25 protein-coding genes are annotated in these 22,152 nt (G+C 59.4%); 10 read left to right on the top strand and 15 right to left on the bottom strand.

The genetic code is table 11. The features are described from left to right. Positions 1–98 precede the first annotated feature (98 nt). The 3 genes from rpmH to yidD are packed head-to-tail and all read left to right on the top strand — an operon-like array spanning position 99 to position 910. Positions 99–233, top strand: a complete 135-nt coding sequence (gene rpmH, locus Q1A06_RS19170; protein ID WP_037911188.1) for a 50S ribosomal protein L34 — start codon at positions 99–101, stop codon at positions 231–233. Between the two features lie 21 nt (positions 234–254). Next, entirely contained in the window at positions 255–674 is a 420-nt protein-coding gene (gene rnpA / locus Q1A06_RS19165; RefSeq protein WP_299567501.1) for a ribonuclease P protein component, read from the top strand. Then, positions 671–910 (top strand): membrane protein insertion efficiency factor YidD, encoded by a 240-nt coding sequence (gene yidD, locus Q1A06_RS19160; RefSeq protein WP_299567498.1) that lies wholly within the window; start codon positions 671–673, stop codon positions 908–910. Before rnpA ends, yidD begins: the two co-directional genes overlap by 4 nt. Here yidD and Q1A06_RS19155 read toward each other — a convergent pair. Then, a complete protein-coding gene (locus Q1A06_RS19155; protein ID WP_299567495.1) occupies positions 907–1,446 on the bottom strand; it encodes a DUF3833 domain-containing protein in 540 nt (179 codons plus the stop codon). The genes yidD and Q1A06_RS19155 overlap by 4 nt on opposite strands. 85 nt (positions 1,447–1,531) lie before the next feature. On the opposite strand from Q1A06_RS19155, the gene ttcA reads away from it, so the two are divergent. From ttcA to Q1A06_RS19120, 7 genes are all read left to right on the top strand, one after another. Further along, the gene (ttcA, locus tag Q1A06_RS19150; RefSeq protein WP_299567492.1) at positions 1,532–2,398 is read left to right on the top strand and encodes a tRNA 2-thiocytidine(32) synthetase TtcA; all 867 of its coding nucleotides are present in this window, start codon (positions 1,532–1,534) and stop codon (positions 2,396–2,398) included. A gap of 73 nt (positions 2,399–2,471) precedes the next feature. Beyond that, complete coding sequence (locus Q1A06_RS19145) at positions 2,472–4,034, top strand: bifunctional diguanylate cyclase/phosphodiesterase (RefSeq protein WP_299567489.1); 1,563 nt, start codon at positions 2,472–2,474, stop codon at positions 4,032–4,034. A gap of 118 nt (positions 4,035–4,152) precedes the next feature. Next, positions 4,153–5,985 carry a membrane protein insertase YidC gene (gene yidC, locus Q1A06_RS19140; RefSeq protein ID WP_299567485.1) on the top strand — a complete coding sequence of 611 codons (1,833 nt, stop codon included), beginning with the start codon at positions 4,153–4,155 and terminating at the stop codon, positions 5,983–5,985. Continuing rightward, entirely contained in the window at positions 5,985–6,722 is a 738-nt protein-coding gene (locus tag Q1A06_RS19135) for an MOSC N-terminal beta barrel domain-containing protein (protein ID WP_299567544.1), read from the top strand. Before yidC ends, Q1A06_RS19135 begins: the two co-directional genes overlap by 1 nt. Continuing rightward, on the top strand, positions 6,722–7,372 hold the full coding sequence (gene yihA / locus Q1A06_RS19130) for a ribosome biogenesis GTP-binding protein YihA/YsxC (RefSeq protein WP_299567479.1): 651 nt from the start codon (positions 6,722–6,724) through the stop codon (positions 7,370–7,372). The genes Q1A06_RS19135 and yihA overlap by 1 nt, the downstream gene beginning before the upstream one ends. A gap of 35 nt (positions 7,373–7,407) precedes the next feature. Next, entirely contained in the window at positions 7,408–8,271 is an 864-nt protein-coding gene (gene argB, locus Q1A06_RS19125; RefSeq protein ID WP_299567463.1) for an acetylglutamate kinase, read from the top strand. Positions 8,272–8,571: 300 nt separating this feature from the next. Beyond that, positions 8,572–9,069 carry a histidine phosphatase family protein gene (locus Q1A06_RS19120; protein WP_299567456.1) on the top strand — a complete coding sequence of 166 codons (498 nt, stop codon included), beginning with the start codon at positions 8,572–8,574 and terminating at the stop codon, positions 9,067–9,069. A gap of 10 nt (positions 9,070–9,079) precedes the next feature. On the opposite strand, the gene Q1A06_RS19115 is transcribed toward Q1A06_RS19120, so the two are convergent. The 14 genes from Q1A06_RS19115 to rpsM all read right to left on the bottom strand — a co-directional run bounded on the left by Q1A06_RS19115 (position 9,080) and on the right by rpsM (position 22,010). Next, on the bottom strand, positions 9,080–9,871 hold the full coding sequence (locus tag Q1A06_RS19115) for an amino acid ABC transporter ATP-binding protein (protein ID WP_299567448.1): 792 nt from the start codon (positions 9,869–9,871) through the stop codon (positions 9,080–9,082). A 12-nt stretch (positions 9,872–9,883) separates the two neighbouring features. After that, positions 9,884–11,182, bottom strand: a complete 1,299-nt coding sequence (locus Q1A06_RS19110) for an amino acid ABC transporter permease (RefSeq protein ID WP_299567430.1) — start codon at positions 11,180–11,182, stop codon at positions 9,884–9,886. 27 nt (positions 11,183–11,209) lie between these two features. After that, the gene (locus Q1A06_RS19105) at positions 11,210–12,454 is read right to left on the bottom strand and encodes an ABC transporter permease subunit (protein ID WP_299567413.1); all 1,245 of its coding nucleotides are present in this window, start codon (positions 12,452–12,454) and stop codon (positions 11,210–11,212) included. A gap of 182 nt (positions 12,455–12,636) precedes the next feature. Further along, positions 12,637–13,653, bottom strand: a complete 1,017-nt coding sequence (locus tag Q1A06_RS19100; protein WP_299567406.1) for an amino acid ABC transporter substrate-binding protein — start codon at positions 13,651–13,653, stop codon at positions 12,637–12,639. Between the two features lie 196 nt (positions 13,654–13,849). Further along, the gene (locus Q1A06_RS19095; RefSeq protein WP_299567399.1) at positions 13,850–14,563 is read right to left on the bottom strand and encodes an ATP12 family protein; all 714 of its coding nucleotides are present in this window, start codon (positions 14,561–14,563) and stop codon (positions 13,850–13,852) included. Positions 14,564–14,566: 3 nt separating this feature from the next. Further along, the gene (locus tag Q1A06_RS19090) at positions 14,567–15,247 is read right to left on the bottom strand and encodes an HAD-IA family hydrolase (RefSeq protein ID WP_299567381.1); all 681 of its coding nucleotides are present in this window, start codon (positions 15,245–15,247) and stop codon (positions 14,567–14,569) included. After that, positions 15,244–16,293 (bottom strand): RluA family pseudouridine synthase, encoded by a 1,050-nt coding sequence (locus Q1A06_RS19085; RefSeq protein WP_299567375.1) that lies wholly within the window; start codon positions 16,291–16,293, stop codon positions 15,244–15,246. The genes Q1A06_RS19090 and Q1A06_RS19085 overlap by 4 nt, the downstream gene beginning before the upstream one ends. Further along, on the bottom strand, positions 16,290–16,670 hold the full coding sequence (gene crcB, locus Q1A06_RS19080; protein WP_299567370.1) for a fluoride efflux transporter CrcB: 381 nt from the start codon (positions 16,668–16,670) through the stop codon (positions 16,290–16,292). The genes Q1A06_RS19085 and crcB overlap by 4 nt, the downstream gene beginning before the upstream one ends. A 31-nt stretch (positions 16,671–16,701) precedes the next feature. Next, entirely contained in the window at positions 16,702–18,012 is a 1,311-nt protein-coding gene (locus Q1A06_RS19075) for a replication-associated recombination protein A (protein WP_299567364.1), read from the bottom strand. 2 nt (positions 18,013–18,014) lie between these two features. Beyond that, the gene (locus tag Q1A06_RS19070; RefSeq protein ID WP_366523545.1) at positions 18,015–19,307 is read right to left on the bottom strand and encodes a trypsin-like peptidase domain-containing protein; all 1,293 of its coding nucleotides are present in this window, start codon (positions 19,305–19,307) and stop codon (positions 18,015–18,017) included. A 220-nt stretch (positions 19,308–19,527) separates the two neighbouring features. Next, complete coding sequence (gene rplQ / locus Q1A06_RS19065; protein WP_299567342.1) at positions 19,528–19,944, bottom strand: 50S ribosomal protein L17; 417 nt, start codon at positions 19,942–19,944, stop codon at positions 19,528–19,530. 131 nt (positions 19,945–20,075) lie between these two features. Further along, positions 20,076–21,092, bottom strand: coding sequence for a DNA-directed RNA polymerase subunit alpha (locus Q1A06_RS19060; RefSeq protein WP_299567337.1), 1,017 nt, complete (start codon positions 21,090–21,092; stop codon positions 20,076–20,078). A gap of 144 nt (positions 21,093–21,236) precedes the next feature. Continuing rightward, the gene (rpsK, locus tag Q1A06_RS19055; protein WP_067924149.1) at positions 21,237–21,626 is read right to left on the bottom strand and encodes a 30S ribosomal protein S11; all 390 of its coding nucleotides are present in this window, start codon (positions 21,624–21,626) and stop codon (positions 21,237–21,239) included. A gap of 15 nt (positions 21,627–21,641) precedes the next feature. Beyond that, positions 21,642–22,010, bottom strand: a complete 369-nt coding sequence (rpsM, locus tag Q1A06_RS19050; RefSeq protein ID WP_299567326.1) for a 30S ribosomal protein S13 — start codon at positions 22,008–22,010, stop codon at positions 21,642–21,644. Positions 22,011–22,152 lie beyond the last annotated feature (142 nt).

Below are 22,152 nucleotides of genomic sequence, written 5' to 3'. Positions count from 1 at the left end.
GTTTGACTTGCCCGCCATGGCGCTTTAGAGGACGGGTCTGAATTGATGTGAGGCCGCGAATCTGCGGCCCGACCTGAACATGAGATGGAGCCGGAGCGATGAAACGCACCTACCAACCTTCGAACCTCGTCCGTAAGCGCCGCCACGGCTTCCGTGCGCGCATGGCGACAAAAGCGGGCCGCAAGATCATCAACGCGCGCCGTGCCCAGGGACGGAAATCGCTGAGCGCGTAAACCGCGCCGCGACGGAAATGTATGGCACCGCCGGAGACTGACCTGATTGGCACGCGCGCCGTCGGGGATAACGCTCCGGCGGTTTTGTCATGTTCTGCTCTCACCACTCTGACGAAGCGTCGTGAGTTTCAGCGTGCCTCGCGTGGCAAACGCGTTGCGATGCCCGGTTTCATCCTCCAGACGGTCCGCCGCCCCGCCGGAGAAGCGAACGGCATCCGCATCGGGTATACCTGCTCGAAAAAAGTCGGCAATGCGGTGGCCCGCAACCGCGCGAAGCGTCGTCTACGCGAGATTGCACGACATATCCTGCCGGGTGCAGGACGTGACGGTCACGACTACGTTCTTGTGGGGCGCCGGGAAACAACGGCTGCGTTGCCGTTTTCGCTGATGCAGGCCGATCTGGCCAAAGCCCTCGGCATCCTGCACGGAAAACGCTCATGACCCCGTTCGCGCGTCTCATTTCGCTTCCGGTCCTGTTCTATAGACTGGTCTTCAGCCCCTGGGTCGGCTTCAACTGCCGATACCAGCCCACCTGTTCTGCCTACGCTCTTGAATCGCTGGAAAAGCACGGCGGCGTCAGGGGCAGCGTGCTCGCTGTCCGCCGGATCTGCCGGTGCCACCCTTGGGGTGGCAGCGGATACGACCCGGTACCGGACCCTAGCGCCCACAGCGACTAGCGCTTTGCCTTGTCGAAAGTGATGATAACCTCGCCGATGTCCACGCCGTACTTGCGCATGTAGGCCCGGTTCAACACGCGCGTTTCCGAGGTTTTCCACATCCAGTCGTCGAAATTGACGCGCAGTGTGCCATCCGGCACCGGCAGGTCGATGCGGTACTTCCAGTTGAAGGTATCCCCACTCTCGACACCGACAGCCTCTCCAAGAACGCCGTCGGCGGTGCCGCGCCACGTCTGGTCCGCGACAATCGGTCCGGTTTTCTGCAGTCGCCATATGCGCTGCTCCGTAGTGCCGTCGGCATATTGGAAATCCTCGACTAGCTTGAGCGTCTGCCCGTCCCAGGTCCCCGTTACCACTACGTCAAACCGCCTTCGGACGGTTCCAAACACATCCTGAAACTGTCCCGTGGCCAAGGTGCGCCCGTCAAAGAACTCCTCCAGATCGAACTGCGCGTTCGACAGCTTTTCGTCGTTGATCGCGGGCTTGCCGACACACGCACTCAGGGTCACTGCCGCCACCATTGCCAGATACCGCATACGCCACACTCCTCGCCTGCAGGGCTTCAGCTTCTGAGGTAACGTGATATAGACAAAATCAACCCCGAACGGACGGACCTTCGCCATGCTAGACCAGCCAGAAGACATTCATGCGTTGTTCAACGGCGCCCCACGCACGACGGAATTCAAAAAGCTGCGCAAACGCATCGTGCGCCACACCCGCGAGGCGATCGAACAATACGGCATGATCGAGCCGGGCGGCAAATGGCTGGTCTGTCTGTCGGGGGGCAAGGACAGCTATACACTGCTTGCGGTGCTGCACGAGCTACAGTGGCGCGGGCTGCTGCCGGTCGAGCTTCTTGCGTGCAACCTTGACCAGGGGCAGCCTGGTTTTCCGGCAACAGTGCTTCCCGAATTTCTAGGGAAAATGGGCGTTCCGCACCGCATCGAGTATCAGGACACCTATTCCATCGTGATGGACAAGATCCCCGCTGGCCGTACTTTCTGCGCGCTCTGCTCACGGTTGCGCAGGGGCAATTTGTACCGGGTCGCACGCGAAGAGGGCTGCACTGCCGTCGTTCTGGGCCACCACCGCGACGATATTCTCGAGACGTTCTTCATGAACCTGTTCCACGGTGGCCGGCTGGCCACGATGCCACCCAAGCTGTTGAATGAAGAGGGTGATCTGTTCGTATACCGTCCGCTTGCCCATGTGGCTGAGGCCGATTGCGAAAGGTTCAGCACCGCGATGGAATACCCGATCATTCCCTGTGATCTGTGCGGCAGCCAGGACGGATTGCAGCGACAACAGGTAAAAGCGATTCTCGACGGTTGGGAAAAGAACAGCCCCGGTCGACGTCAGGTTATGTTCCGGGCGCTGATGAACGCGCGTCCCTCGCATCTGCTCGACCCGAAACTCTTTGATTTCGCTGCGTTGTCCCGAAACCCCGCTATTCCCGGTGATATGCCCGGAATAAATGTAGAACATTAACACTCGCTTGATCTGATTCCCTCTAAAGTAGCGATACCAGAGCGCCCGTTGCGTTCTGATTGGAGGTGCATCAGTGCAGCAACGCAATGTGAGAATCGACGCGGCATCCTTCAGACGGTTGCGCAAATCCGTTTTCGATCTGCTGACGGGGCCGCCTGCGCTTGCGTTCGTGCCCGCATTTTCACTCGCGGCGTTCTGGTTTGGCGGTGAAGGGGCACTGTTGATCGTCGCGGCCCTGGTTCCCGTTTTCTATCTCGCGTCAGGTGGGTTCGGCCCTGGTTTGCAAAGTATGCGTGGCCACGCCACCAACAGCAACGGTCTGCTGACCCGCACCGCACTGGAGGCCCGCTGCGGCGAGGTTTTCGACGCGTGCTGCGAGGCAGGCCTGTTGTCTTGTATGCATATCGTAGAAATCGACAATTTTTCCGAAGTGATCGACCGCTATGGCCAGTCCGCCGGAGACGCGGTGCTGCAGCGGATGGGTGATCGGTTGAGCGGAGCGATGCGCGAAGGTGATTTCATTGGCCACATCGGAGAGGCGCGTTTCGCAGTGTGCGTCAGCCCTGTGCGTCAACTCTCCCTTGAACTGTGTATCCAACAGGCAAGCCGTCTTCAAAGCGCGGTGGAGGAGCCGGTTTCGATCGACGGAACGGTGATCTACGCAAGTGTTTGCATCGGGTTCTGTCAGCACGCCCGTGCGCCAGTACGCACGAGCGCCGATTGGTTGCGCGCCGCCGGCATCGCCTTGCGGCAGGCGCAGGCCCGGGGGCCGTCCAGTATCCGCGCGTTTTCCGAACAGATGTATACGGAGGCGCAGACCCGCCGCGCATTGCACGAAGACGTGGTTGCCGCACTTGACAGCGGTGAGATCGCAGCCTGGTTCCAGCCGCAGATCTCGACCGATACGGGCAAACTCAGTGGCTTCGAAGCATTGGCGCGTTGGACACATCCCGTACGCGGCGTCATACCCCCCGCCGAATTCCTCCCGGCGATCGAGGCGGCGGGCCTGATCGAGCGTCTTGCCGAAGTCATGATGCACAACAGCTTCCGTGCGCTCAAGACATGGGACGCCGCGGGTGTCGAAGTTCCCCAGATCGGAGTGAATTTTACCGGATCGGAACTGAGCAACCCGCGCCTTCTCGAGAAAATAGAATGGGAGCTTGACCGGTTCGAGTTGACACCCGATCGGCTGGCCGTCGAAGTGCTTGAAACGGTGGTCTCCGGCGCGCCGGACGATGTCGTCACGAAGAACATCAATGCTCTCGGAGCGATCGGTTGCCGAATTGATCTGGACGACTTCGGCACGGGAAACGCGTCCATCGCATCGATCCGCCGTTTTTCCGTCAGCCGGATCAAGATTGACCGCAGCTTCGTGATGAAAGCGGATCGCGACCAGGAACAGCAGCGCATGATCAGCGCTATCCTGACGATGGCAGAACGGCTCAAGGTCGAGACGCTGGCGGAGGGTGTCGAAACCGTCGGCGAACACGTCCTGCTCGCGCAACTGGGCTGTGATCATGTGCAGGGCTTTGGTATTGCCCGACCAATGCCATTCGACCAGACGATCGATTGGATACATGCACACAATGCCAAGCTGCGCGATGTGCTGCAGATCCTGCAAAGCCGTCAAAAATAGGCTCGTAGCGCGCGCCGTTCCTGGTTCTGCACGGTTCGGGACCTCGAATCCGCTTGACCTTTCTGGCTTCAGGTTGTGTACCCACCGGACAGTTTTCAGACATCAGGTGGCGGTGCCCATGGACGATCAAAACAAGAACCTAATCATTGCAACAGCGCTCAGCTTTGTCGTGATCCTTGTCTGGTTTGTACTCTTTCCGCCGCCGGATGCCGAAACACCCGTCGAAGGCACTACGATCACCGAGACTCAGACGACAGAGGGCACCCTCGCCACGCCCAGCGCCGATGTCCCCGTGAACGCGCCTGCGCCCGCGACGACGACCGGAACGCAAACCGCACCCAGCGCCCTGGAGGCAGCCCCGAGGGTTGCGATTGAGACGGACCGAGTCTCGGGGTCGCTATCGCTCATGGGTGGCCGCATCGATGAACTGGCGTTGAAGGACTATCAAACATCTCTGGAGCCTGACGCGCAGGTCGTGACCGTTCTCAATCCGGTCGGCGAAGAGAACGCTCAATACGCGGTTCACGGCTGGGCCGCCGCAGGCGGCGTTGACCCCTCTGCAGTTCCCGGTCCCAACACCGCGTGGGAGCTTGTCAGCGGCGATGTACTCGGCGTCGGTTCGCCGGTTACCTTGGGCTGGAATAACGGCGCGGGTCTTCAGTTTACCAAGCAGATTTCGATCGACGACAATTACATGTTCACGATCACGCAGTCGGTCGAGAACACCGGCGATGCGCCGGTTTCGGTGGCACCTTACGGCGTTCTGGCCCGCCACGGGGAGCCGACCAATCTCAAGAATTTCTTCATCCTGCACGAAGGTGTCGTCGCCATGACGGACGGCGAATATTCGGAGATCAATTGGGACGACATGCCCGAATTCGAATTCAACGCCCGCGCCGGTGCCCGTACGGACGAGAAAAACATCACGGAAAACGGCTGGATCGGCTTTACCGACCACTACTGGATGAGCGTTTTGGTCCCGACACAGGGGTCGGCGTTCAAGTCCGTCGCGAAATACGATGAACGCCGCGATATCTATCAGACCGAAACGGTGATGCCGGTCCAGACAGTGGCCGCAGGCGCGACGGCGACGACGACGACACAGTTCTTCTCGGGTGCGAAGGAATGGGATATTCTGCGCGACTACGAAGCGCAAGGCATCTACAACTTCATCGACGCCATTGACTGGGGCTGGTTCTCTTTCCTGACCAAGCCGATCTTCTGGCTGTTGCATCATCTCAACCAACTCATCGGCAATATGGGCATCGCGATCATCTGTCTTACACTGTTGATCAAGGCGATCCTCTTCCCGCTCGCGTATAAATCCTATGTCTCGATGGCAAAGATGAAAGAGCTTCAGCCCAAAATGGAGAAGCTGAAGGAAGCTGCGGGCGACGACCGCCAGAAGATGCAGCAGGGCATGATGGAGCTTTACAAGAAGGAAAAGGTGAATCCGGCCGCCGGTTGTCTGCCGATCCTGCTGCAGATCCCGATCTTCTTCTCGCTTTACAAGGTGATCTTCGTCACAATCGAGCTGCGTCACGCACCGTTCTTTGGCCCGTTCCGGGATCTCAGCGCGCCTGACCCGACTTCCATCTTCAACCTATACGGTCTGCTGCCCTGGGCCGCTCCGGAAACCGGGTCGATCATGGCGCTTGTCTTTATCGGGATCCTGCCACTGCTTCTGGGTGTTTCGATGTGGTTGCAGCAAAAGCTGAATCCAGCCCCCACCGATCCGACACAGCAGATGATCTTTGCCTGGATGCCCTGGGTCTTCATGTTCATGCTCGGAAGCTTCGCAAGCGGCCTTGTGGTCTACTGGATCGCGAACAACACGATTACCTTCACGCAGCAATATCTGATCATGCGCAGTCAAGGGTATAAACCGGATCTCATGGGCAATATCAAAGGCGGCTTTACCCGCAAACCGAAGGCGGAGCCGAAAAAGTGATGGAGGTGACGGCGGTTTGGCGCCACCCCCTGAAATCACACGGGCGTGAGGCGCTGAAGCGGGTCACGCTCAGGACCGGTGAGGTAATGCCCTACGATCGTACGTGGGCCGTTGCGCATGACGCCGCCAAGATCAAGACCGACGGCTGGGCACCTTGCCAGAACTTTAGCCGAGGCGCGAAATCTCCCGCGCTTATGGCGATAACCGCGACCCTGGATGAAGCAACCGAGACACTGACTTTGCGCCACCCGGAGCGACCAGATCTGACAATACGACCAGACCACGACTCCGACAGACTGCTTCCCTGGCTACGGCCCTTGGTCGACCCCGACCGCGCGCAGCCCGCCCGTGTGTTTCGCCTTGACAAGCGCGGATATACCGATACGCCCTTCGCATCCGTGTCACTATGCAACATGGCGTCACACGCGGCGGTCGAGTCTCTCGCCATGTCACCACTGCAAACCGAGCGCTGGCGCGGAAATATCTGGTTCACCGGCGCCCCAGCCTGGGCTGAATTCGACTGGATCGGGCGGGATGTGCAGTTGGGCGGCGCCCGCCTCAAGATAAAAGAGCGTATCACACGGTGTCGCGCAACCATGGCTAATACGGACACCGGCCAGCGCGACGTTGATACATTGGCCGCACTCAACATGATGGCACATCAGGATTTCGGCGTTTATGCAGTCGTCACCGAGGGCGGCCCGGTCGCCGTTGGCGACAGGGTGGAGCTGATCTGATGCAACTGGCGTTTCCGGTCTTTGAAGAGGGCGATGCACAGAAACTGGAACAGGGCCGCTTGCTTTTTGCGGGCGAGACCGATTTTGTCAAAGGGGTCGTGGCAATGTCCGGTCTGCCGGCTCCGGACCGTCTTGAGGTATGCTTTGCCGGGCGATCCAACGTCGGCAAGTCGAGCCTGATCAACGCGATCACAGGCCGCAAGGGCCTTGCGCGTGCCTCCAATACCCCCGGACGGACGCAGGAGATTAACTATTTTACCGCCGGTGATGATTTGTATCTCGTCGATCTCCCCGGCTATGGCTATGCGAACGCACCTTTGCCAGTGGTTGAGAAATGGCAGCGTCTGCTCAAGCAGTTCCTGCAGGGCCGCCAGACCTTGCGCCGCGCTTTCGTTCTGATCGATGCGCGACACGGCGTTAAAAAGGTAGACGACGAAATCATGACCCTGCTCGACAGTGCCGCCGTGACGTTTCAGGCTGTCGTGACAAAGGCGGACAAGGTCAAGGAGAAGGAGCGCGATAAAGTGCTCGACCAGATCAGGACCGCGCTGTCGAAGCATCCTGCCGCCTACCCCGAATTGATTGTAACGTCGTCCGAAAAGGGCTGGGGCATACCGACCCTGAGATCCGTGATTGCGACACTGGAATAACTATCTATGATCCCGGAGAATACGGGAACACAGACATGAGAAAACAAGACATGAACCGCGATTGGGCCGCAACCGCCGCCACCTTGTCACAGGCGCTGCCGTATATGCAGCGGTACAACGACGCGACCGTCGTGATCAAACTGGGCGGTCATGCAATGGGCAGTGACGCGGCGATGATCGAATTCGCGCGCGACGTCGTGTTGATGCGGCAGGTCGGTGTGAACCCCGTCATCATCCACGGCGGCGGCCCGATGATCAACAGCATGCTCAAGCGGCTCAATATCAAGTCAGACTTCATTGATGGAAAACGGGTCACCGACGCCGCGACGATGGAGGTGGTCGAGATGGTTCTGTCCGGCCTCGTCAACGCCAAGATCGTGCAGGCGATATCTGCCCAGGGCGGTCGCGCCGTTGGCGTTTCGGGAAAAGACAGCGGGCTCATCATCTGCGAGCCGGAAGATCCTGCCTTGGGTCTGGTTGGCAAACCGACCAATGTGAACCCCCGCCTGCTCCTCGATATGGCGGACAAGGAGTTGATTCCGGTGATCGCCCCGCTCGGCATGGGGATGGACGGAGAGACATTCAACATCAACGGCGACACCGCCGCGGGCGCCATCGCGGCGGCCCTGAAGGCAGATCGCCTGCTCTTGCTGACGGACGTTTCGGGGGTGAAGAATGCAAAAGGCGAAGTGATTACCGACCTGACAGCGACGCAGATCGAAGAGATGACCAGAGAAGGAACCATCGCGGGCGGAATGATCCCCAAGACGCAAACCGCACTCGATGCGCTGAATGCGGGGGTCCGCGCGGCAGTAATCCTTGATGGACGCGCCCCGAATGCCTGTCTGCTTGAACTGTTCACCGAACATGGTGCGGGCAGCATCATTCGGGCGGGCTGACGCTTAGTCACAAGGGTCCGCACCTGTCGCCGCACGTGATTCGTTGACGGGTACCGGGAAAATCCTTTGACGATCTGATGTCGCACGCCACATCGCATAGTCAAATGCTAATGGGGTTCTGGCCCATCCCGAAACCCCGACCAACGGCTTTGCGGTCATCGGGTATCTGTCCACGCTTGCCGTGCAGGGCTTATGTATGCAACGTGGGTGTCAAAAGCAGTACCCTGCCCCGTCAGTGCGATGTTCAACCGTACATCCGAACAATCCGCTTTCTACGAGAAGGCCGCCAAAGGAGCTCGAATGAAGCGATTGATCCTTATGCGCCACGCCAAGTCAGATTGGTCCGGTGGCGCCCTCGCTGATATTGAACGGGGTCTCAACGCACGCGGCGAACGGAGCGCGACAGCGATGGGCGACTGGTTGCGTGCGAAGGCTCTGGCGCCGGATCAGGTTCTGTGTTCCACGGCGACCCGCACGCGGGAAACACTCGCCCGGCTCGGGCTGGAACGTGACATCCCCGTCACACACTCCCGCAGCCTGTACCTTGCGTCCGCCGAGGTGATGCTGAAAGCCCTAAGAGCGCAGCAGGCAGCGTGTGTGATGATCCTTGCACATAACCCCGGCTGCGCGGTGCTGGCAGAACTGCTGGTGCACGTTGCACCCGAGCATCGGGATTTCGATAGCTACCCCACCTGTGCCACCCTGGTGGTGGATTTTGACATCCAGAACTGGAACGACCTGCCCCTTGGGCAAGGGCAGGTCGTTCATTTCATCGTGCCGCGCGATTTGACCGATTAGGCAAACGCTCTCAGTGCCCCAGAATTTGGCTCAGGAACAGCTGGGTGCGCGGGCTTTGCGGGTTGTTGAAGAATGCCTCTGGCTCGTTCTGCTCGACGATCTGACCCTCATCCATGAAGATGACCCGGTTCGCCACCTGCCGGGCAAAGCCCATTTCGTGGGTTACGCAAAGCATCGTCATGCCCTCTTCGGCAAGCTCGATCATCGTGTCGAGCACTTCCTTGATCATCTCGGGATCAAGCGCCGATGTCGGCTCGTCAAACAGCATTACCCGCGGCTTCATGCACAGCGACCGTGCGATCGCGACCCGCTGCTGCTGTCCGCCCGACAACTGGCCGGGATATTTATTCGCTTGATCGGGGATTTTGACTTTTTCCAGAAAATGCATGGCCGTGGCTTCGGCCTCTTTCTTGGGTGTCTTGCGGACCCAGATCGGTGCCAAAGTGCAGTTTTCGAGAATTGTCAGATGCGGAAAGAGATTGAAGTGCTGAAAGCACATGCCGACCTCTGACCGGATCTTGTCGATATTCTTGAGATCAGACGACAGAACGGTCCCGTCCACCTCGATCCTGCCTTTCTGGTGCTCTTCCAACGCATTGATGCAGCGGATCAATGTCGATTTTCCCGAGCCGGAAGGCCCGCAAATGACGATGCGCTCGCCACGGTAGACCGTAAGATCGATGTCGCGCAGAACATGAAAGGTGCCGTACCATTTGTTCATGTTCTCGATGGAGATGGCAACCTCATCGGAAATCTGCATTTTCGCAGCTTTCGGGGCTGTGTTTTCAGCAATGTCAGCCATGTTTCGGCCTCCTTAACGGTGATCTGTCGCGAGGCGGCGTTCGAGCCACTGCGAGTATTGTGAAATGCCGTAGCAAACGACGAAGAACAGCAAAGCGGCGAACCCGAGCAATTCCCAGTACACGCCATTCCAATCGGTCGAGGCCAGGATCGGGCCCCGGATCATACCCACCAGATCGAACATCGAAATGACCGAAACGAGCGTTGTATCCTTGAAGAGGCCCACGGCGATGTTGACGATACCGGGGATCGAGATCTTGAGCGCCTGCGGCAGAATGATCAGGCGCATCGACTGCGCGTAATCCAGCCCCAGACTGTCGCCCGCCTCGTACTGCCCCTTTGGCAGCGCAGCAAGACCGCCGCGGATTACCTCGGCGATATAGGCCGACGAGAACATGGTGATCATGATTACCACCCTCAGGAACAAGTCGACGGTCGCTTCGGGCGGAAAGAAGTAAGCAAGCATCACACTTGCCACGAAAAGCAGTGTGATGAGCGGCACGCCACGGATGAACTCGATGAACACCACGCAGATCCATTTGATCAGCGGCATCGAGCTTTGCCGTCCGAGCGCCAGCGCAATGCCAAGAGGGATGGAAAGCGATACACAGGTGACGCCCAGCATGAGGTTCAACATGAAGCCGCCCAGGTCGCGGCTTGGTACCGGTGTGAGCCAAGGAGTATCGGACGCAAGGGCACCGACGATGTAGTCTCCGATGATCCAGATCACAGCAGCCGCTGCGATACCGCCGAAAAAGCCGGCGGCGAAGTTGCGGGTGACAAGTTTGCTATAGACGACGTAACCGCCGACGAAACCCGCAAGCGCCATGATCGGTATCAAAATGCTGCCGCCCCAGATCAGCCAGTAGGCGACGAACGGGTAGAGCGCCGTCAAGATCAGCAGCTTGCGCGGCAGGTCGAAAAACAGGACCGGAGCGAACGCGATGAACAACAGGACAAAGGCGATGCCCGGACGCCAGTAGAGCTCACTTGGGTATTTGAACCCGAAAAGAAGCTGGTTCCACCGTTCCGACAGAACCGAGAAGCAAGCGGCGGACTTGCCTTGCAAGATTTCGCGACACTCCGCGAGCGAGCTTGTCGTCCACAGCCCGCCGAAGATCCAGGGCAATGTGGATGCAAGGATGAGGTACAGCACATAAAGGGCCGCGACCGTCAGCAAAGCATTGGCCCAGGTGGCGAACAGGTTATCGCGCATCCATTTGACCGGACCGGCAGCATTCACCGGCGCGGGTGCGGGGGGTATGGCCGTCTCGCGGACGTAGGCGACGGATTGTGCGTGTGTATCGCTCATTGTGGGCGCTCCCTTGATACGGCCATCTCAGCGCTCCTTCAGTTTCATCGAACTGTTGTAGACGTTCATCACCGCAGAGATCACAAGCGAGATCACAAGGTAGAAAAGCATCAGCAAAAGGACACACTCAATCGCGCGCCCGGTCTGGTTCAGGGTAATGCCACCCAACGTGGCCGTGATATCCGCATAGCCGACAGCGATGGCTAGTGACGAGTTCTTCGTAATGTTCAGATATTGCGAGATCAGCGGCGGGATGATGACACGCAGCGCCTGTGGCAGAACGACAAGGCTCATGACACGCCGGGGCCGGATCCCAAGCGCCGACGCCGCCTCTGTCTGGCCTTTCGATACGGCCTGGATGCCTGCGCGCACGTTCTCGGCGATGAAGGCACCGGTGTAGATCGACAGGGCAAACCAAAGCGCGATCAATGGCGCGCCGATCTGGAGACCGCCGCGCAGGTTGAAGCGGTTGGCAAGCGGATCGGGCAAATCCCAGCTGAGGCCCAGCACGAGGGCCAGTACCACCAGCGGAACGAACCAGACAGCCAGATTGAGCAATCCTGTCTTGGGCCGTACGCCCGTTGCTTCCTGTTTGGCATCGGCGGAGTGGGTGATAAAGCGCGTCGCAAAGAACGATCCGGCCAGAACCGCCAGCACGATAAGCCAGTTCAATCCGCTCCCTTCGCCGCCGCCAAAGCCGGAGGTAAAAAACGGGGACGGTACATAGATGCCGCGGTTGGTCAATGCGATCACGCCGCCCAGCATGTCCCGCTCCGGGTCATCTCCCAGATAGGCGCGGGCACCGGGCAGCACGGCGGTCATGATGGTGAAAATGATGATGATCCAGATCAGGACCGGAATGTTCCGGAAGATCTCGACGTAGGCGGCCATCAGCTTGCGCACGAGCCAGTTGTTCGACAGCCGCAGTACCCCTGCGATCACACCGAATACCGTAGCGGTGACGCAGGCCAGAACCGCAACCAGCAGTGTGTTCAGGATACCGACGACAGCGGCACGCAGATTGCTTGACTGGCTGTCATATTCGATCAGGGTCTGGTTGATGTCATAGCCAGCCGAACTGCCAAGGAAGTCGAACGAGATATTCAGACCGGCGGCGCGCAGGTTCGCCGCGAGATTGGAATAAAGATAGAACAACAACGTCGCTAGTACAATCGCCGCGATGACCTGAAGCGTCATGGACCGATATCGCGTGTCGTTCAGCAGCATAGACAGCCGGAACGATCCCGTTGGAGGGTCGGTAAGTGTCGACATTGATTATTTCCCCGTAACCCCGACTGTTATTGAACCTGCGTCTTTTGACGTCTGTGCCGGGCTATTTATCTGGTCGTCTTGTTCAGCATTCATTTCCAAGCGGCCTGAAACGTCGCACGCGAAACTTGATCTGCTGGAAAACGCAAAGGGCGCGCAATATGCGCGCCCTTTGACTTGTTCGTTTAACGGAACGGTGGGGAGTACAGAAGACCGCCGTTGGTCCACTGTGCGTTCAGGCCACGCGCAAGACCGATCGGCGTTTCTTCACCGATGTTCTTGGCAAAGATTTCGCCATAGTTGCCGGACGCCATGATGGCACTCTTTGCCCAGTCAGCGTTCAGGCCGATCATCGAGCCCAGATCACCTTCGGTTCCAAGCAGACGCGCGACTTCGGGGTTGGTTGTGGATTCAGCCATCTCGTTGATGTTGGCAGAAGATACGCCCAATTCCTCGGCTGCGATCAATGCGTTGAGTGTCCAGCGGACGACATCGCCCCATTCATTGTCACCGTGACGCACCAGCGGGCCGAGTGGCTCTTTGGAAATAATCTCGGGCAGCAGGATATGGTCGCCGGGTGTTTCGAATGTCGCACGCGACGAAGCCAAGCCAGATGCGTCGGTAGTGTAGGCATCGCACGCGCCGGCAGAATACTGCTGGATTGCTTCCGCATTGGTTTCGATTGGAACAGGCTCATAGCTGATATTGTTCGCGCGGAAGAAATCCGCGAGGTTCAGCTCGGTTGTTGTGCCCGTCTGGATGCAGACAGTCGCGCCATCAAGATCCTTGGCGGAGGACACGCCCAGCGATTTGGGGACCATGAAGCCCTGGCCGTCATAGTAGTTGACCCCGGTGAAATCGAATTTCAGATCCGTGTCGCGGGAGAACGTCCATGTGGTGTTGCGTGCCAACATGTCGATTTCGCCTGACGCCAATGCGGTAAAGCGTGTCTTGCCCGTGGTCGGGACGAATTCGACAGCTGTCGCATCGCCGAGAACGGCAGCGGCGACAGCGCGGCACACAGCCACATCAAAGCCGGTCCATTCACCATTGGCGTCAGGTGCCGCAAAACCGGCCAAGCCGGTAGCAACACCACAATTCAATGTGCCGCGCTCTTTGACATCGTCGAGCGTTGCGGCCGCTGCTGCGCTTGCAGACAGACCCGCGACCGTCAGCGCGCCTAGAATTACTGATTTCTTCATTTTTACCTCTTCCTGATTTTCCGCCGCATTTCAGACGGATCGAACCGCCGCTTCACGCACCGGTAGCGATACTCCGCGTCATCGCAATCACGCAGTGATCCATAGTTTGGGCGGATTCCCGCGCGAAGGTCAAGTACGAGTGGTTAGAAATGCCGCACAAACCGGCACTGACGCAAAGGAAACCCGTCAGCCGTGCCTATTGGCTGTGCGCAAGGTCGAACATGCGTTTGGCGTGACAAAACGCAGTCTCCTTGATCCGCGCCATGCGCGTCGCGTCGTCGTCTTCACCCCATTGTTCCTCTTCCCAGATCTCGTCCAACCGCGAAATGCGCCAGAGCGCGTCGGCGGGCAGAAAATCATGGGTCGCGGCAAAGCCGATCACAAGCGAGCCGGACAGGCTCACCAGATCGTGAAACGCCGCCAGTTCGAACGCGGTCAGCGCAAAGGTGCGTGCGCGCAGGATTTCCAGTGATCGCGAGTCCTGCGGGACGTGCATCACGCCGGTATGTGATTGCAACGGAGCGCCGAGCGTCTGCGCGCTCCACTCCAGCAACGGGTCCCACATCTCTGCCTGACGCGCCACCAAAGCCTCGGGCGCGGGCGCGCGGTAGCACAGCAGATCGCTGTCGCCGTAGGCCGCCAGCATCTCCGCAACTTCGGCGTGTTGCACGGCGACCTTGTCGATCGCGGAGTTCGCCGTTTTGGTCACCGGCATCGTCTCGGGTTGAATCACTCCGTCCTGGGCATCCCATTCGATGGCAATCGCCTTTGCCATTTCTTTGGTCGGAACGATCAAATGCCGTTTTGCCGGGGTCCGGACAGGTCGTCCGTCAAGAGCGACGGAGAACCCGTCATCCTGCGGCATCACTTCCGCTTCTTTCCAGAACCGCTTCGCTTTCCATTCGCTCATGGGTCAGTCCTTCCAGATCGTATCAAGCAGCGGCGCCAGATCACCAAAGCTGTCGAGCATGTGAACAGCCGCCGTCAGCCTCTCCTGGCCGTGATAGCCCCAGCGCACGCCGATCCCCGTAACACCCGCTGCCGCTGCCATTTCCATGTCAAAGCTGGTATCACCGATCATCACGGCACTCTCCGCCGCCACCCCGGTTTCCGACAAAGCCTGCATGATCATCGACGGATGCGGTTTGGATGGATGTGTATCGGCGACCTGCTGGGTGACGAAGATGCCCTGCATCCGGTGCCCCTCGATCAGCTTGTCCAGCCCGCGGCGCGATTTTCCAGTCGCCACGCCCAGCACAACCTCCGGGCGCGTACGCAACTCCGCGAGCATCTCCGCCGTACCGGGATAGAGCGGTGACGACACCGCACTCCCCTGCTCGGCACGCAACGTCGTATAGGCTTCGCGGTAGCCTTCCACCAACCGTGCCTGTGTGGACGCGTCGGCGTCGGCGGCCAGTACCGTCATCAGCACCGGCAAAGACAGGCCCACAACGCCGAGAATTTCGCTCCGCGCGGGGCAGGACATCCCCTCGGCGGCAAAGGCCAGTTGCATTGCCCCGAGGATGTCGGACTGGCTGTCCGCCAGCGTGCCGTCGACATCGAAAATCACCAATCGGCGCTTGCCTTCGCTCATCCCCAGTCTTCCTCGAACGGATCCTCGGGGACGTCCGCAGGAGACCATTGAAAGGTCTGCCATGTCCGCGTCATGTGCTCGGGCAACGGCGCGACAAGGCTCAGGATCGCCTTTGTCGCTGGATGTTCGATCTTCAGACTGCGCGCGTGCAGATGCAGCTTCTTGGAGATTTCTCCGCCCAGCTGCGCGCCCCAACCGTCGCCGAGATTTTCCTGCCCGGACCCGCCGTACTTGCCATCACCCACGATCGGATGCCCGATCTCGGCCATGTGCGCGCGTAACTGGTGTGTGCGCCCCGTCACCGGGATCAGCGCCATCCAGCAACAGCGGCTGCCCGCCTGCTCCAGCGTCGCATAATCAGTCAGCGCGCGCTTGGCGCCTTCGGTGCTGTCGATGTCGCGCGGATGCACGGCAATCATTTTTTCGCCCTCACCGCGTGCCCCGTGACCGCCAGCCTTGACCAGACCGAACTTGATCGTGCCGTTGCGCGGCTGCGGAACACCGGCAACCACGGCCCAGTAGATCTTGCGCGTCTCGCGGTGTCGGAAATTCGCGGTCAGCGCCTTTGCCGCCTCGCGCGTCCGCGCAAGCAGCAAGACACCCGATGTGTCCTTGTCCAGCCGGTGCACAAGGCGCGGCCGCTCGTCGAGATCGAACATCAAGGCTTCTGCAAGGGCATCGACGTGCCGGTCGCCCTGCCCCGATCCGCCTTGCACCGGCAGGCCCGGCGGCTTGTTCAACGCGATCACATGATCATCACGGTAAATCACGCACGAACGGATGAATTTCGCGTCCGCCTCCGTCACCCGCGTCCGCTTGGGCGGTGGCGGTGCCTCACTGTCGGGCAGTGGCGGAATGCGGACCTGCTGGCCCACTTCCAGACGGGTAGACGCCTTGACCCGCCCGCCCTCGACGCGGATCTCACCCTTGCGGCACATCTTTTCCAGACGCCCCTGACTGATCAGCGGGAACTGCCGCTTGAACCAGCGATCAAGCCTTTGATCCCCATCGCCCTCTTCTACGGTAAGTGTCTGAACACGGCTCATGTCAATACTCCTCTGGTGGCCATCAGCCCCAGCATCAGACCCAGAATACTCAACCCCACGGACAACGCGACATAGGCCGATGCCGCACCGTAACTGCCCCGCTCGATCAACGATACGGTTTCAAGAGAGAAAGCGGAGAATGTGGTGAACCCGCCCAGCAGTCCGGTCATCATGAACGGGCCAAGATGAGTCAGGCCCTTGTGGGCGGCGACGGCCACAAAGACCCCCATCAGCAGCGATCCGATGACGTTGACTCCAAGCACCGCCAACGGAAACTCCAGCGGCCCTGCCATGCGGAATACGGCCACCCCCACAAGGTACCGGCACGCGGCACCGATGGCACCGCCCAAAGCGACGAGAGCGACTGTTGATATCATGCGCCTGCCATCGCGCGGGCGGGGCCGAGAGTCAACTCTCCCGCTTGGCCCGCAGCTTGATGAAATAGTCCTGCCGTTTCTTCAGATCCCGCTCGAACCCGCGCTCCACCGGCGTGTAAAAGGACGGTCGCGCCATGCCATCTGGGAAATAGTTCTGCCCGGAAAACCCGTCTTCGGCGTCGTGATCATAGGCGTATCCGTCGCCAAAGCCCTGATCCTTCATCATTGCTGTCGGCGCGTTTAGGATATGTTTCGGCGGCGGCTCGGACCCGGTGGCCTTCGCGGATTTGCGCGCCGCCTTGTAGGCGACATAAGCCGCGTTCGATTTCGGTGCCAGTGCCAGATACGTCAGCGCCTGGGCCAACGCCAACTCACCTTCCGGCGAGCCCAAGCGTTCGAACGTCTCCCAGCTTTGCAAGCAGATCGCCTGCGCCTGCGGATCGGCCAGACCGATGTCCTCGACCGCCATCCGCGTGATCCGCCGCGCAAGGTACCGTGGATCTTCGCCGCCCTCCAGCATCCGTGCAAACCAGTACAGCGCAGCATCGGGATCACTGCCGCGCACGGATTTGTGCAACGCGGAAATCAGGTTGAAATGCGCGTCCCCGCCCTTGTCATACTGCGCGGCCCGCTTTGACAAACGTTTTGCCAGCATCGACTGATCCAGCGGTGCATCGACGCTCCACGCCGCGATTTGCTCGATCAGATTAAGCAGCGCCCGCCCGTCGCCGTCGGCCATGTCCAACAGCGATTGCCGTGCCGCCGGCTCCAGCGGCAAGGTGACGCCCAATTCCGCTTCCGCGCGCGCCACGAGCCGCTCCAGATCCTCATGCGGCAGACGCTCGAGCACGAGAACCTGGCTGCGGCTGAGGACCGCACGGTTCAACTCAAACGATGGATTCTCGGTGGTCGCCCCCACCAATAGAATCGTCCCGTCCTCCATATGCGGCAGGAATCCGTCCTGCTGCGCCTTGTTGAACCGGTGGATCTCGTCGACGAACAAGAGCGTGCCCTGCCCGTTCTGACGCCGTATCTTGGCAGCATCGAAAACGCGCCGCAATTCCGGTACGCCGCTGAATATCGCTGATATCTGCACAAAATGCAGATCGGTTTCATCGGCCAGAAGACGGGCGATGGTCGTCTTGCCCACCCCCGGCGGCCCCCAGAAAATCAACGAGCTAAGCGCACCGCCTTTCAGCATGATCGTCAAAGGACCATCCGGCCCGAGGATCTGCTGCTGACCGATCACCTCGTCCAGAGATTGCGGCCGCAAACGGTCTGCCAAGGGTCGGTGCGCCGTCGTATGCGTTGTATCCGGCGCATTCCCGAAAAGATCCGCCACCCCTAACCCCGAAATCTCAGCGCGATGCGTTGCGCTCCGCGCTGGATCAATATTTCGACACGGGCGGACGATCCGGACAGGGCGGCGACCGCTTCTTGCGGATGCGAGATGGAGTTGCCGTTTATCGCGACGATCACATCACCGCGCCGCAGCCCTGCGCGCACGGCGAAACGCCCCGGATCAATGACGGCGACCCCCTGCGCTTCGAGGGAAAGATTGAGTTCGGCAAGCACTGAAGGATTCAGCTGGACGAGCATAAGTCCTGGAAAAAGGCTCCGATCCGGCATCGCCGTCAAATCGCGCGGCGGCGTTTCCGGTGCAGCGATAAGCGGCACATCCACAGTCTGCATTTCTCCCGCGCGGGAATAAGTGACCTGCGCCGCCGCCCCCGTCCCGGCGACACTCATGCGATAAATCATCTCCGAGGGCGTATTGACTGGCTGGCCTCCGACAGCCAGGATCACATCCCCGACGTCGAGGCCCGCCTCCAGAAACGGGCTTACCGCGTGCAGCCCCGAAATAATGATGCCACCCGGCCTGTCAAAGCCCAGCGTCGCGGCCATATCCGCATCAAGAGGTTGACCGCTGATGCCCGCCCACGGGCGGATAAATGCCTCGTTTCCGGCCTGCGCCTGCGCAACGAAGGCCGCCACAAGATCCGCGGGAATCGCAAAACCGATGCCATTCGATCCGCCGGACCGTGTCAGAATCGACGTGTTCACCCCGATCAATCGACCCGCCACATCAACAAGCGCACCACCCGAATTACCGGGATTGATCGGCGCATCGGTTTGAATGAAATACCCCTGCCCGCTCCCTGCCGATCCGCCCGATCGGGCAAGACCGGAAATAATCCCGCTGCTGACCGTCTGGCCCACGCCAAACGGATTGCCTACCGCCAACGCCAGTTCGCCCACCTCCACACTATCGCTCCGGCGCAGGTCCAGATAGGGCAAGGCACTGTCCACATCGATCTTCAAGATAGCCAGATCACTCTCGGCATCCCCCAGTACGACCGTTGCGGTGAACTCGCGCCTGTCCGCCAACACGACACGGATATCCGTCGCTGTACCGACCACATGGTAGTTGCTCACGACATACCCGTCCGCCGACAGGATGACCCCCGACCCAAGCGAGTTTTGCACTTGCGGACGCCGCAGCGAGAACGGATCGTTGAAGAACCGCTCGAAAAACGGATCGGAGCGCAGGGGCGTCGCCTCGGGTGCCCGCATGATCTTGGCGTAGATGTTCACGACAGCAGGTGCCGTTTGTTTGACAACAGGCACAAAGCTCATTTGAATCTCAGACGCAGAGCCGGGCACCTGCTGAGCTGCCACAGAGGTCGTCAACAAAGAGAATATCAAAACAAGCATTTTCATAGGCCGAGATATGCGCATCGCCCGCCCCCGTTGCAACTCCCCTATTTCTTTTGGCTAAAAATATCCAGCCGCATCGCACGCAATAAAAAACCCCGCCAAAGTGGCAGGGTTTTTCCGATCAGATATAAGATGATGCTCAGTCAGCCGACTCTTCGGCCGCAACCCGGGCTTTGTCTGCTGCGCCCTTGGCATCGCGGTCGCGGTCCACGAACTCGATGATCGCCATCGGTGCCATGTCACCGTAGCGAAAACCGGCTTTCAGGATGCGCACATATCCGCCCTGACGATCTTTGTAGCGGGGTCCAAGAATGTCGAACAATTTCGCGACATACTGATCTTCTTTAAGGCGTGCGCGCGCCTGGCGGCGGGCGTGCAAGTCACCGCGCTTGGCGAGAGTGATCATCTTCTCGATGATCGGACGCAGTTCTTTTGCTTTTGGCAATGTCGTCTTGATCTGCTCATGCTCGATCAACGAGCCGGCCATGTTGGCCCAAAGCGCCTTGCGGTGCTCATGTGTGCGGTTCAGACGGCGGTATCCACGTGCGTGACGCATTGTTCAGTCTCCAATTTGATGCCCTCTACGGGCTGTTTTGCTTTGTCCGGCCCGCGATGCGTGTCTTGGGCTCTCCTTGGGGTCTTGCGACCCGGTCGTATCCGGAGCGGGTATCCCCGCCCCGAAGTGCTTTAGAACGAATCCTCGAACTTCTTCGCGAGGTCTTCGATGTTATCCGGTGGCCAGTCCTCGACATCCATGCCAAGGTGCAGACCCATTCCTGACAGCACTTCCTTGATCTCATTCAAGGATTTGCGGCCAAAGTTCGGAGTGCGCAGCATTTCCGCTTCGGTTTTCTGGATCAGATCGCCAATATAAACGATGTTGTCGTTCTTCAGACAATTGGCGGAACGGACAGACAATTCCAGCTCGTCCACTTTCTTGAGCAGAAGCGGATTGAACTCAAGACCGTCATCGTCGTCCTGACGTGATGCGGATTCGGGCTCGTCGAAGTTGACGAAGATGCCCAGTTGGTCCTGCAAGATGCGTGCGGCGAAAGCCACGGCGTCATCCGGCGTAATGGAGCCATCCGTTTCGACCTTCATCGTCAGTTTGTCATAGTCCAGAACCTGTCCCTCGCGGGTCGGCTGCACGTCGTAGCTGACTTTTTTCACGGGCGAGTAGATCGCGTCGATCGGGATCAACCCGATTGGCGCATCCTCCGGCTTGTTCTTATCCGCAGAGACATAGCCTTTGCCGGTGTTGACCATCAGCTCCATATAGATGTCGGCACCGTCATCGAGGTGACAGATCACATGGTCGCGGTTCAGGATCTCGATGCCCGCCGATTCGCTGATATCGCCGGCAGTGACGACACCGGGACCTTTCGCGGAGATCGACAGCCGCTTTGGCCCTTCGACTTCCATGCGGATCGAGACACCCTTGAGGTTCAGGATGATGTCGGTGACGTCTTCGCGCACGCCCGATACGGACGAGAACTCGTGCAGCACGTTGTCGATTTGTACGGATGTGATCGCGGCACCCTGCAACGACGACATCAACACGCGGCGCAGTGCGTTGCCCATGGTCAGACCAAAGCCCCGCTCGAGCGGTTCGGCGACAACGGTCGCCTGCCGTGCCGGATCGTTACCGGGTTTGACGTCAAGCTGCTGTGGCTTGATCAATTCTGCCCAATTCTTGTGGATCATATGTCCCTCCATTCCTGTTCGCACCCGTATGTCCAACCGAGGCAAACTCCCGAGGTTTCAAAAACTCGCACGCGATCCGCGCGCAATCAGAAAGTCACAAGGGGTCCGCGACAATGCGCGGACCCCGGATAGAATAACGATCGCTTAAACGCGGCGGCGCTTGGGCGGACGGCAGCCGTTGTGCGCCATCGGGGTCACGTCACGGATGGACGTGATGTTGAACCCGGCAGCAGCCAAAGCGCGCAGCGCGCTTTCACGACCCGAACCCGGCCCCTGCACTTCGACTTCCAGCGTCTTGACGCCGTGGTCCTGTGCCTTGCGCCCGGCATCCTCGGCAGCCATCTGGGCCGCGTAGGGTGTGGATTTGCGCGATCCTTTGAAACCCATCGTACCGGCAGACGACCATGCGATCGCATTGCCCTGCACATCGGAAATCAGGATTTTTGTGTTGTTGAAGGAGGAGTTTACATGCGCCACACCGGCGGCGATGTTCTTGGATACCTTCTTCTTAACGCGTGTCTTTTCACGAGCCATTGGTCAAACCCTCCCTTATTTCTTCTTACCGGCAATGGCCTTTGCGGGGCCTTTGCGGGTGCGAGCGTTGGTGTGCGTACGCTGACCACGCACGGGAAGGTTGCGGCGATGACGCAGGCCGCGGTAGCAACCCAGATCCATCAGACGCTTGATGTTCATCTGCGTGTCACGACGCAGGTCGCCTTCGACGGTATAGTTTTCGTCGATGTGCTCGCGAATTTTGAGAACTTCGGAATCGGAAAGCTCGTTCACACGGCGCGAGAGATCAATGCCAACCGCTTCGCAGATTTTCTCCGCCGAAGAGTTGCCGATACCAGTGATATAAGTGAGGGCGATTGGAACCCGCTTTGCAGTCGGGATGTTTACGCCGGCAATACGTGCCACGTCTGATATTCCTTTTCGTTGCGGGTCCGTTGTTCCAGACCCTTTTTTCACAACACGAAGCCCGGGGCGTGGTGCCTGCGGGCTGGGGCTGATCAGGTGTTCACACGGGCCGGTGCGGCCGGTCCCATGATTTGATTCTCAT

Origin of the sequence: uncultured Sulfitobacter sp. (assembly GCF_947497275.1) — a bacterium.
Taxonomy (GTDB): Bacteria; Pseudomonadota; Alphaproteobacteria; order Rhodobacterales; family Rhodobacteraceae; genus Sulfitobacter.
This window is presented reverse-complemented; position numbering and strand designations above follow the sequence as displayed.

Excerpts from the sequence above, each read along its gene's own strand:
- rpmH (WP_037911188.1), top strand. The coding sequence starts at position 99 with ATGAAACGCACCTACCAACCTTCGAACCTCGTCCGTAAGCGCCGCCAC.
- rnpA (WP_299567501.1), top strand. The coding sequence starts at position 255 with ATGGCACCGCCGGAGACTGACCTGATTGGCACGCGCGCCGTCGGGGAT.
- yidD (WP_299567498.1), top strand. The coding sequence starts at position 671 with ATGACCCCGTTCGCGCGTCTCATTTCGCTTCCGGTCCTGTTCTATAGA.
- Q1A06_RS19155 (WP_299567495.1), bottom strand. The coding sequence starts at position 1,446 with ATGCGGTATCTGGCAATGGTGGCGGCAGTGACCCTGAGTGCGTGTGTC.
- ttcA (WP_299567492.1), top strand. The coding sequence starts at position 1,532 with ATGCTAGACCAGCCAGAAGACATTCATGCGTTGTTCAACGGCGCCCCA.
- yidC (WP_299567485.1), top strand. The coding sequence starts at position 4,153 with ATGGACGATCAAAACAAGAACCTAATCATTGCAACAGCGCTCAGCTTT.
- Q1A06_RS19135 (WP_299567544.1), top strand. The coding sequence starts at position 5,985 with ATGGAGGTGACGGCGGTTTGGCGCCACCCCCTGAAATCACACGGGCGT.
- yihA (WP_299567479.1), top strand. The coding sequence starts at position 6,722 with ATGCAACTGGCGTTTCCGGTCTTTGAAGAGGGCGATGCACAGAAACTG.
- argB (WP_299567463.1), top strand. The coding sequence starts at position 7,408 with ATGAGAAAACAAGACATGAACCGCGATTGGGCCGCAACCGCCGCCACC.
- Q1A06_RS19120 (WP_299567456.1), top strand. The coding sequence starts at position 8,572 with ATGAAGCGATTGATCCTTATGCGCCACGCCAAGTCAGATTGGTCCGGT.
- Q1A06_RS19115 (WP_299567448.1), bottom strand. The coding sequence starts at position 9,871 with ATGGCTGACATTGCTGAAAACACAGCCCCGAAAGCTGCGAAAATGCAG.
- Q1A06_RS19110 (WP_299567430.1), bottom strand. The coding sequence starts at position 11,182 with ATGAGCGATACACACGCACAATCCGTCGCCTACGTCCGCGAGACGGCC.
- Q1A06_RS19105 (WP_299567413.1), bottom strand. The coding sequence starts at position 12,454 with ATGTCGACACTTACCGACCCTCCAACGGGATCGTTCCGGCTGTCTATG.
- Q1A06_RS19100 (WP_299567406.1), bottom strand. The coding sequence starts at position 13,653 with ATGAAGAAATCAGTAATTCTAGGCGCGCTGACGGTCGCGGGTCTGTCT.
- Q1A06_RS19095 (WP_299567399.1), bottom strand. The coding sequence starts at position 14,563 with ATGAGCGAATGGAAAGCGAAGCGGTTCTGGAAAGAAGCGGAAGTGATG.
- Q1A06_RS19090 (WP_299567381.1), bottom strand. The coding sequence starts at position 15,247 with ATGAGCGAAGGCAAGCGCCGATTGGTGATTTTCGATGTCGACGGCACG.
- Q1A06_RS19085 (WP_299567375.1), bottom strand. The coding sequence starts at position 16,293 with ATGAGCCGTGTTCAGACACTTACCGTAGAAGAGGGCGATGGGGATCAA.
- crcB (WP_299567370.1), bottom strand. The coding sequence starts at position 16,670 with ATGATATCAACAGTCGCTCTCGTCGCTTTGGGCGGTGCCATCGGTGCC.
- Q1A06_RS19070 (WP_366523545.1), bottom strand. The coding sequence starts at position 19,307 with ATGAGCTTTGTGCCTGTTGTCAAACAAACGGCACCTGCTGTCGTGAAC.
- rplQ (WP_299567342.1), bottom strand. The coding sequence starts at position 19,944 with ATGCGTCACGCACGTGGATACCGCCGTCTGAACCGCACACATGAGCAC.
- Q1A06_RS19060 (WP_299567337.1), bottom strand. The coding sequence starts at position 21,092 with ATGATCCACAAGAATTGGGCAGAATTGATCAAGCCACAGCAGCTTGAC.
- rpsK (WP_067924149.1), bottom strand. The coding sequence starts at position 21,626 with ATGGCTCGTGAAAAGACACGCGTTAAGAAGAAGGTATCCAAGAACATC.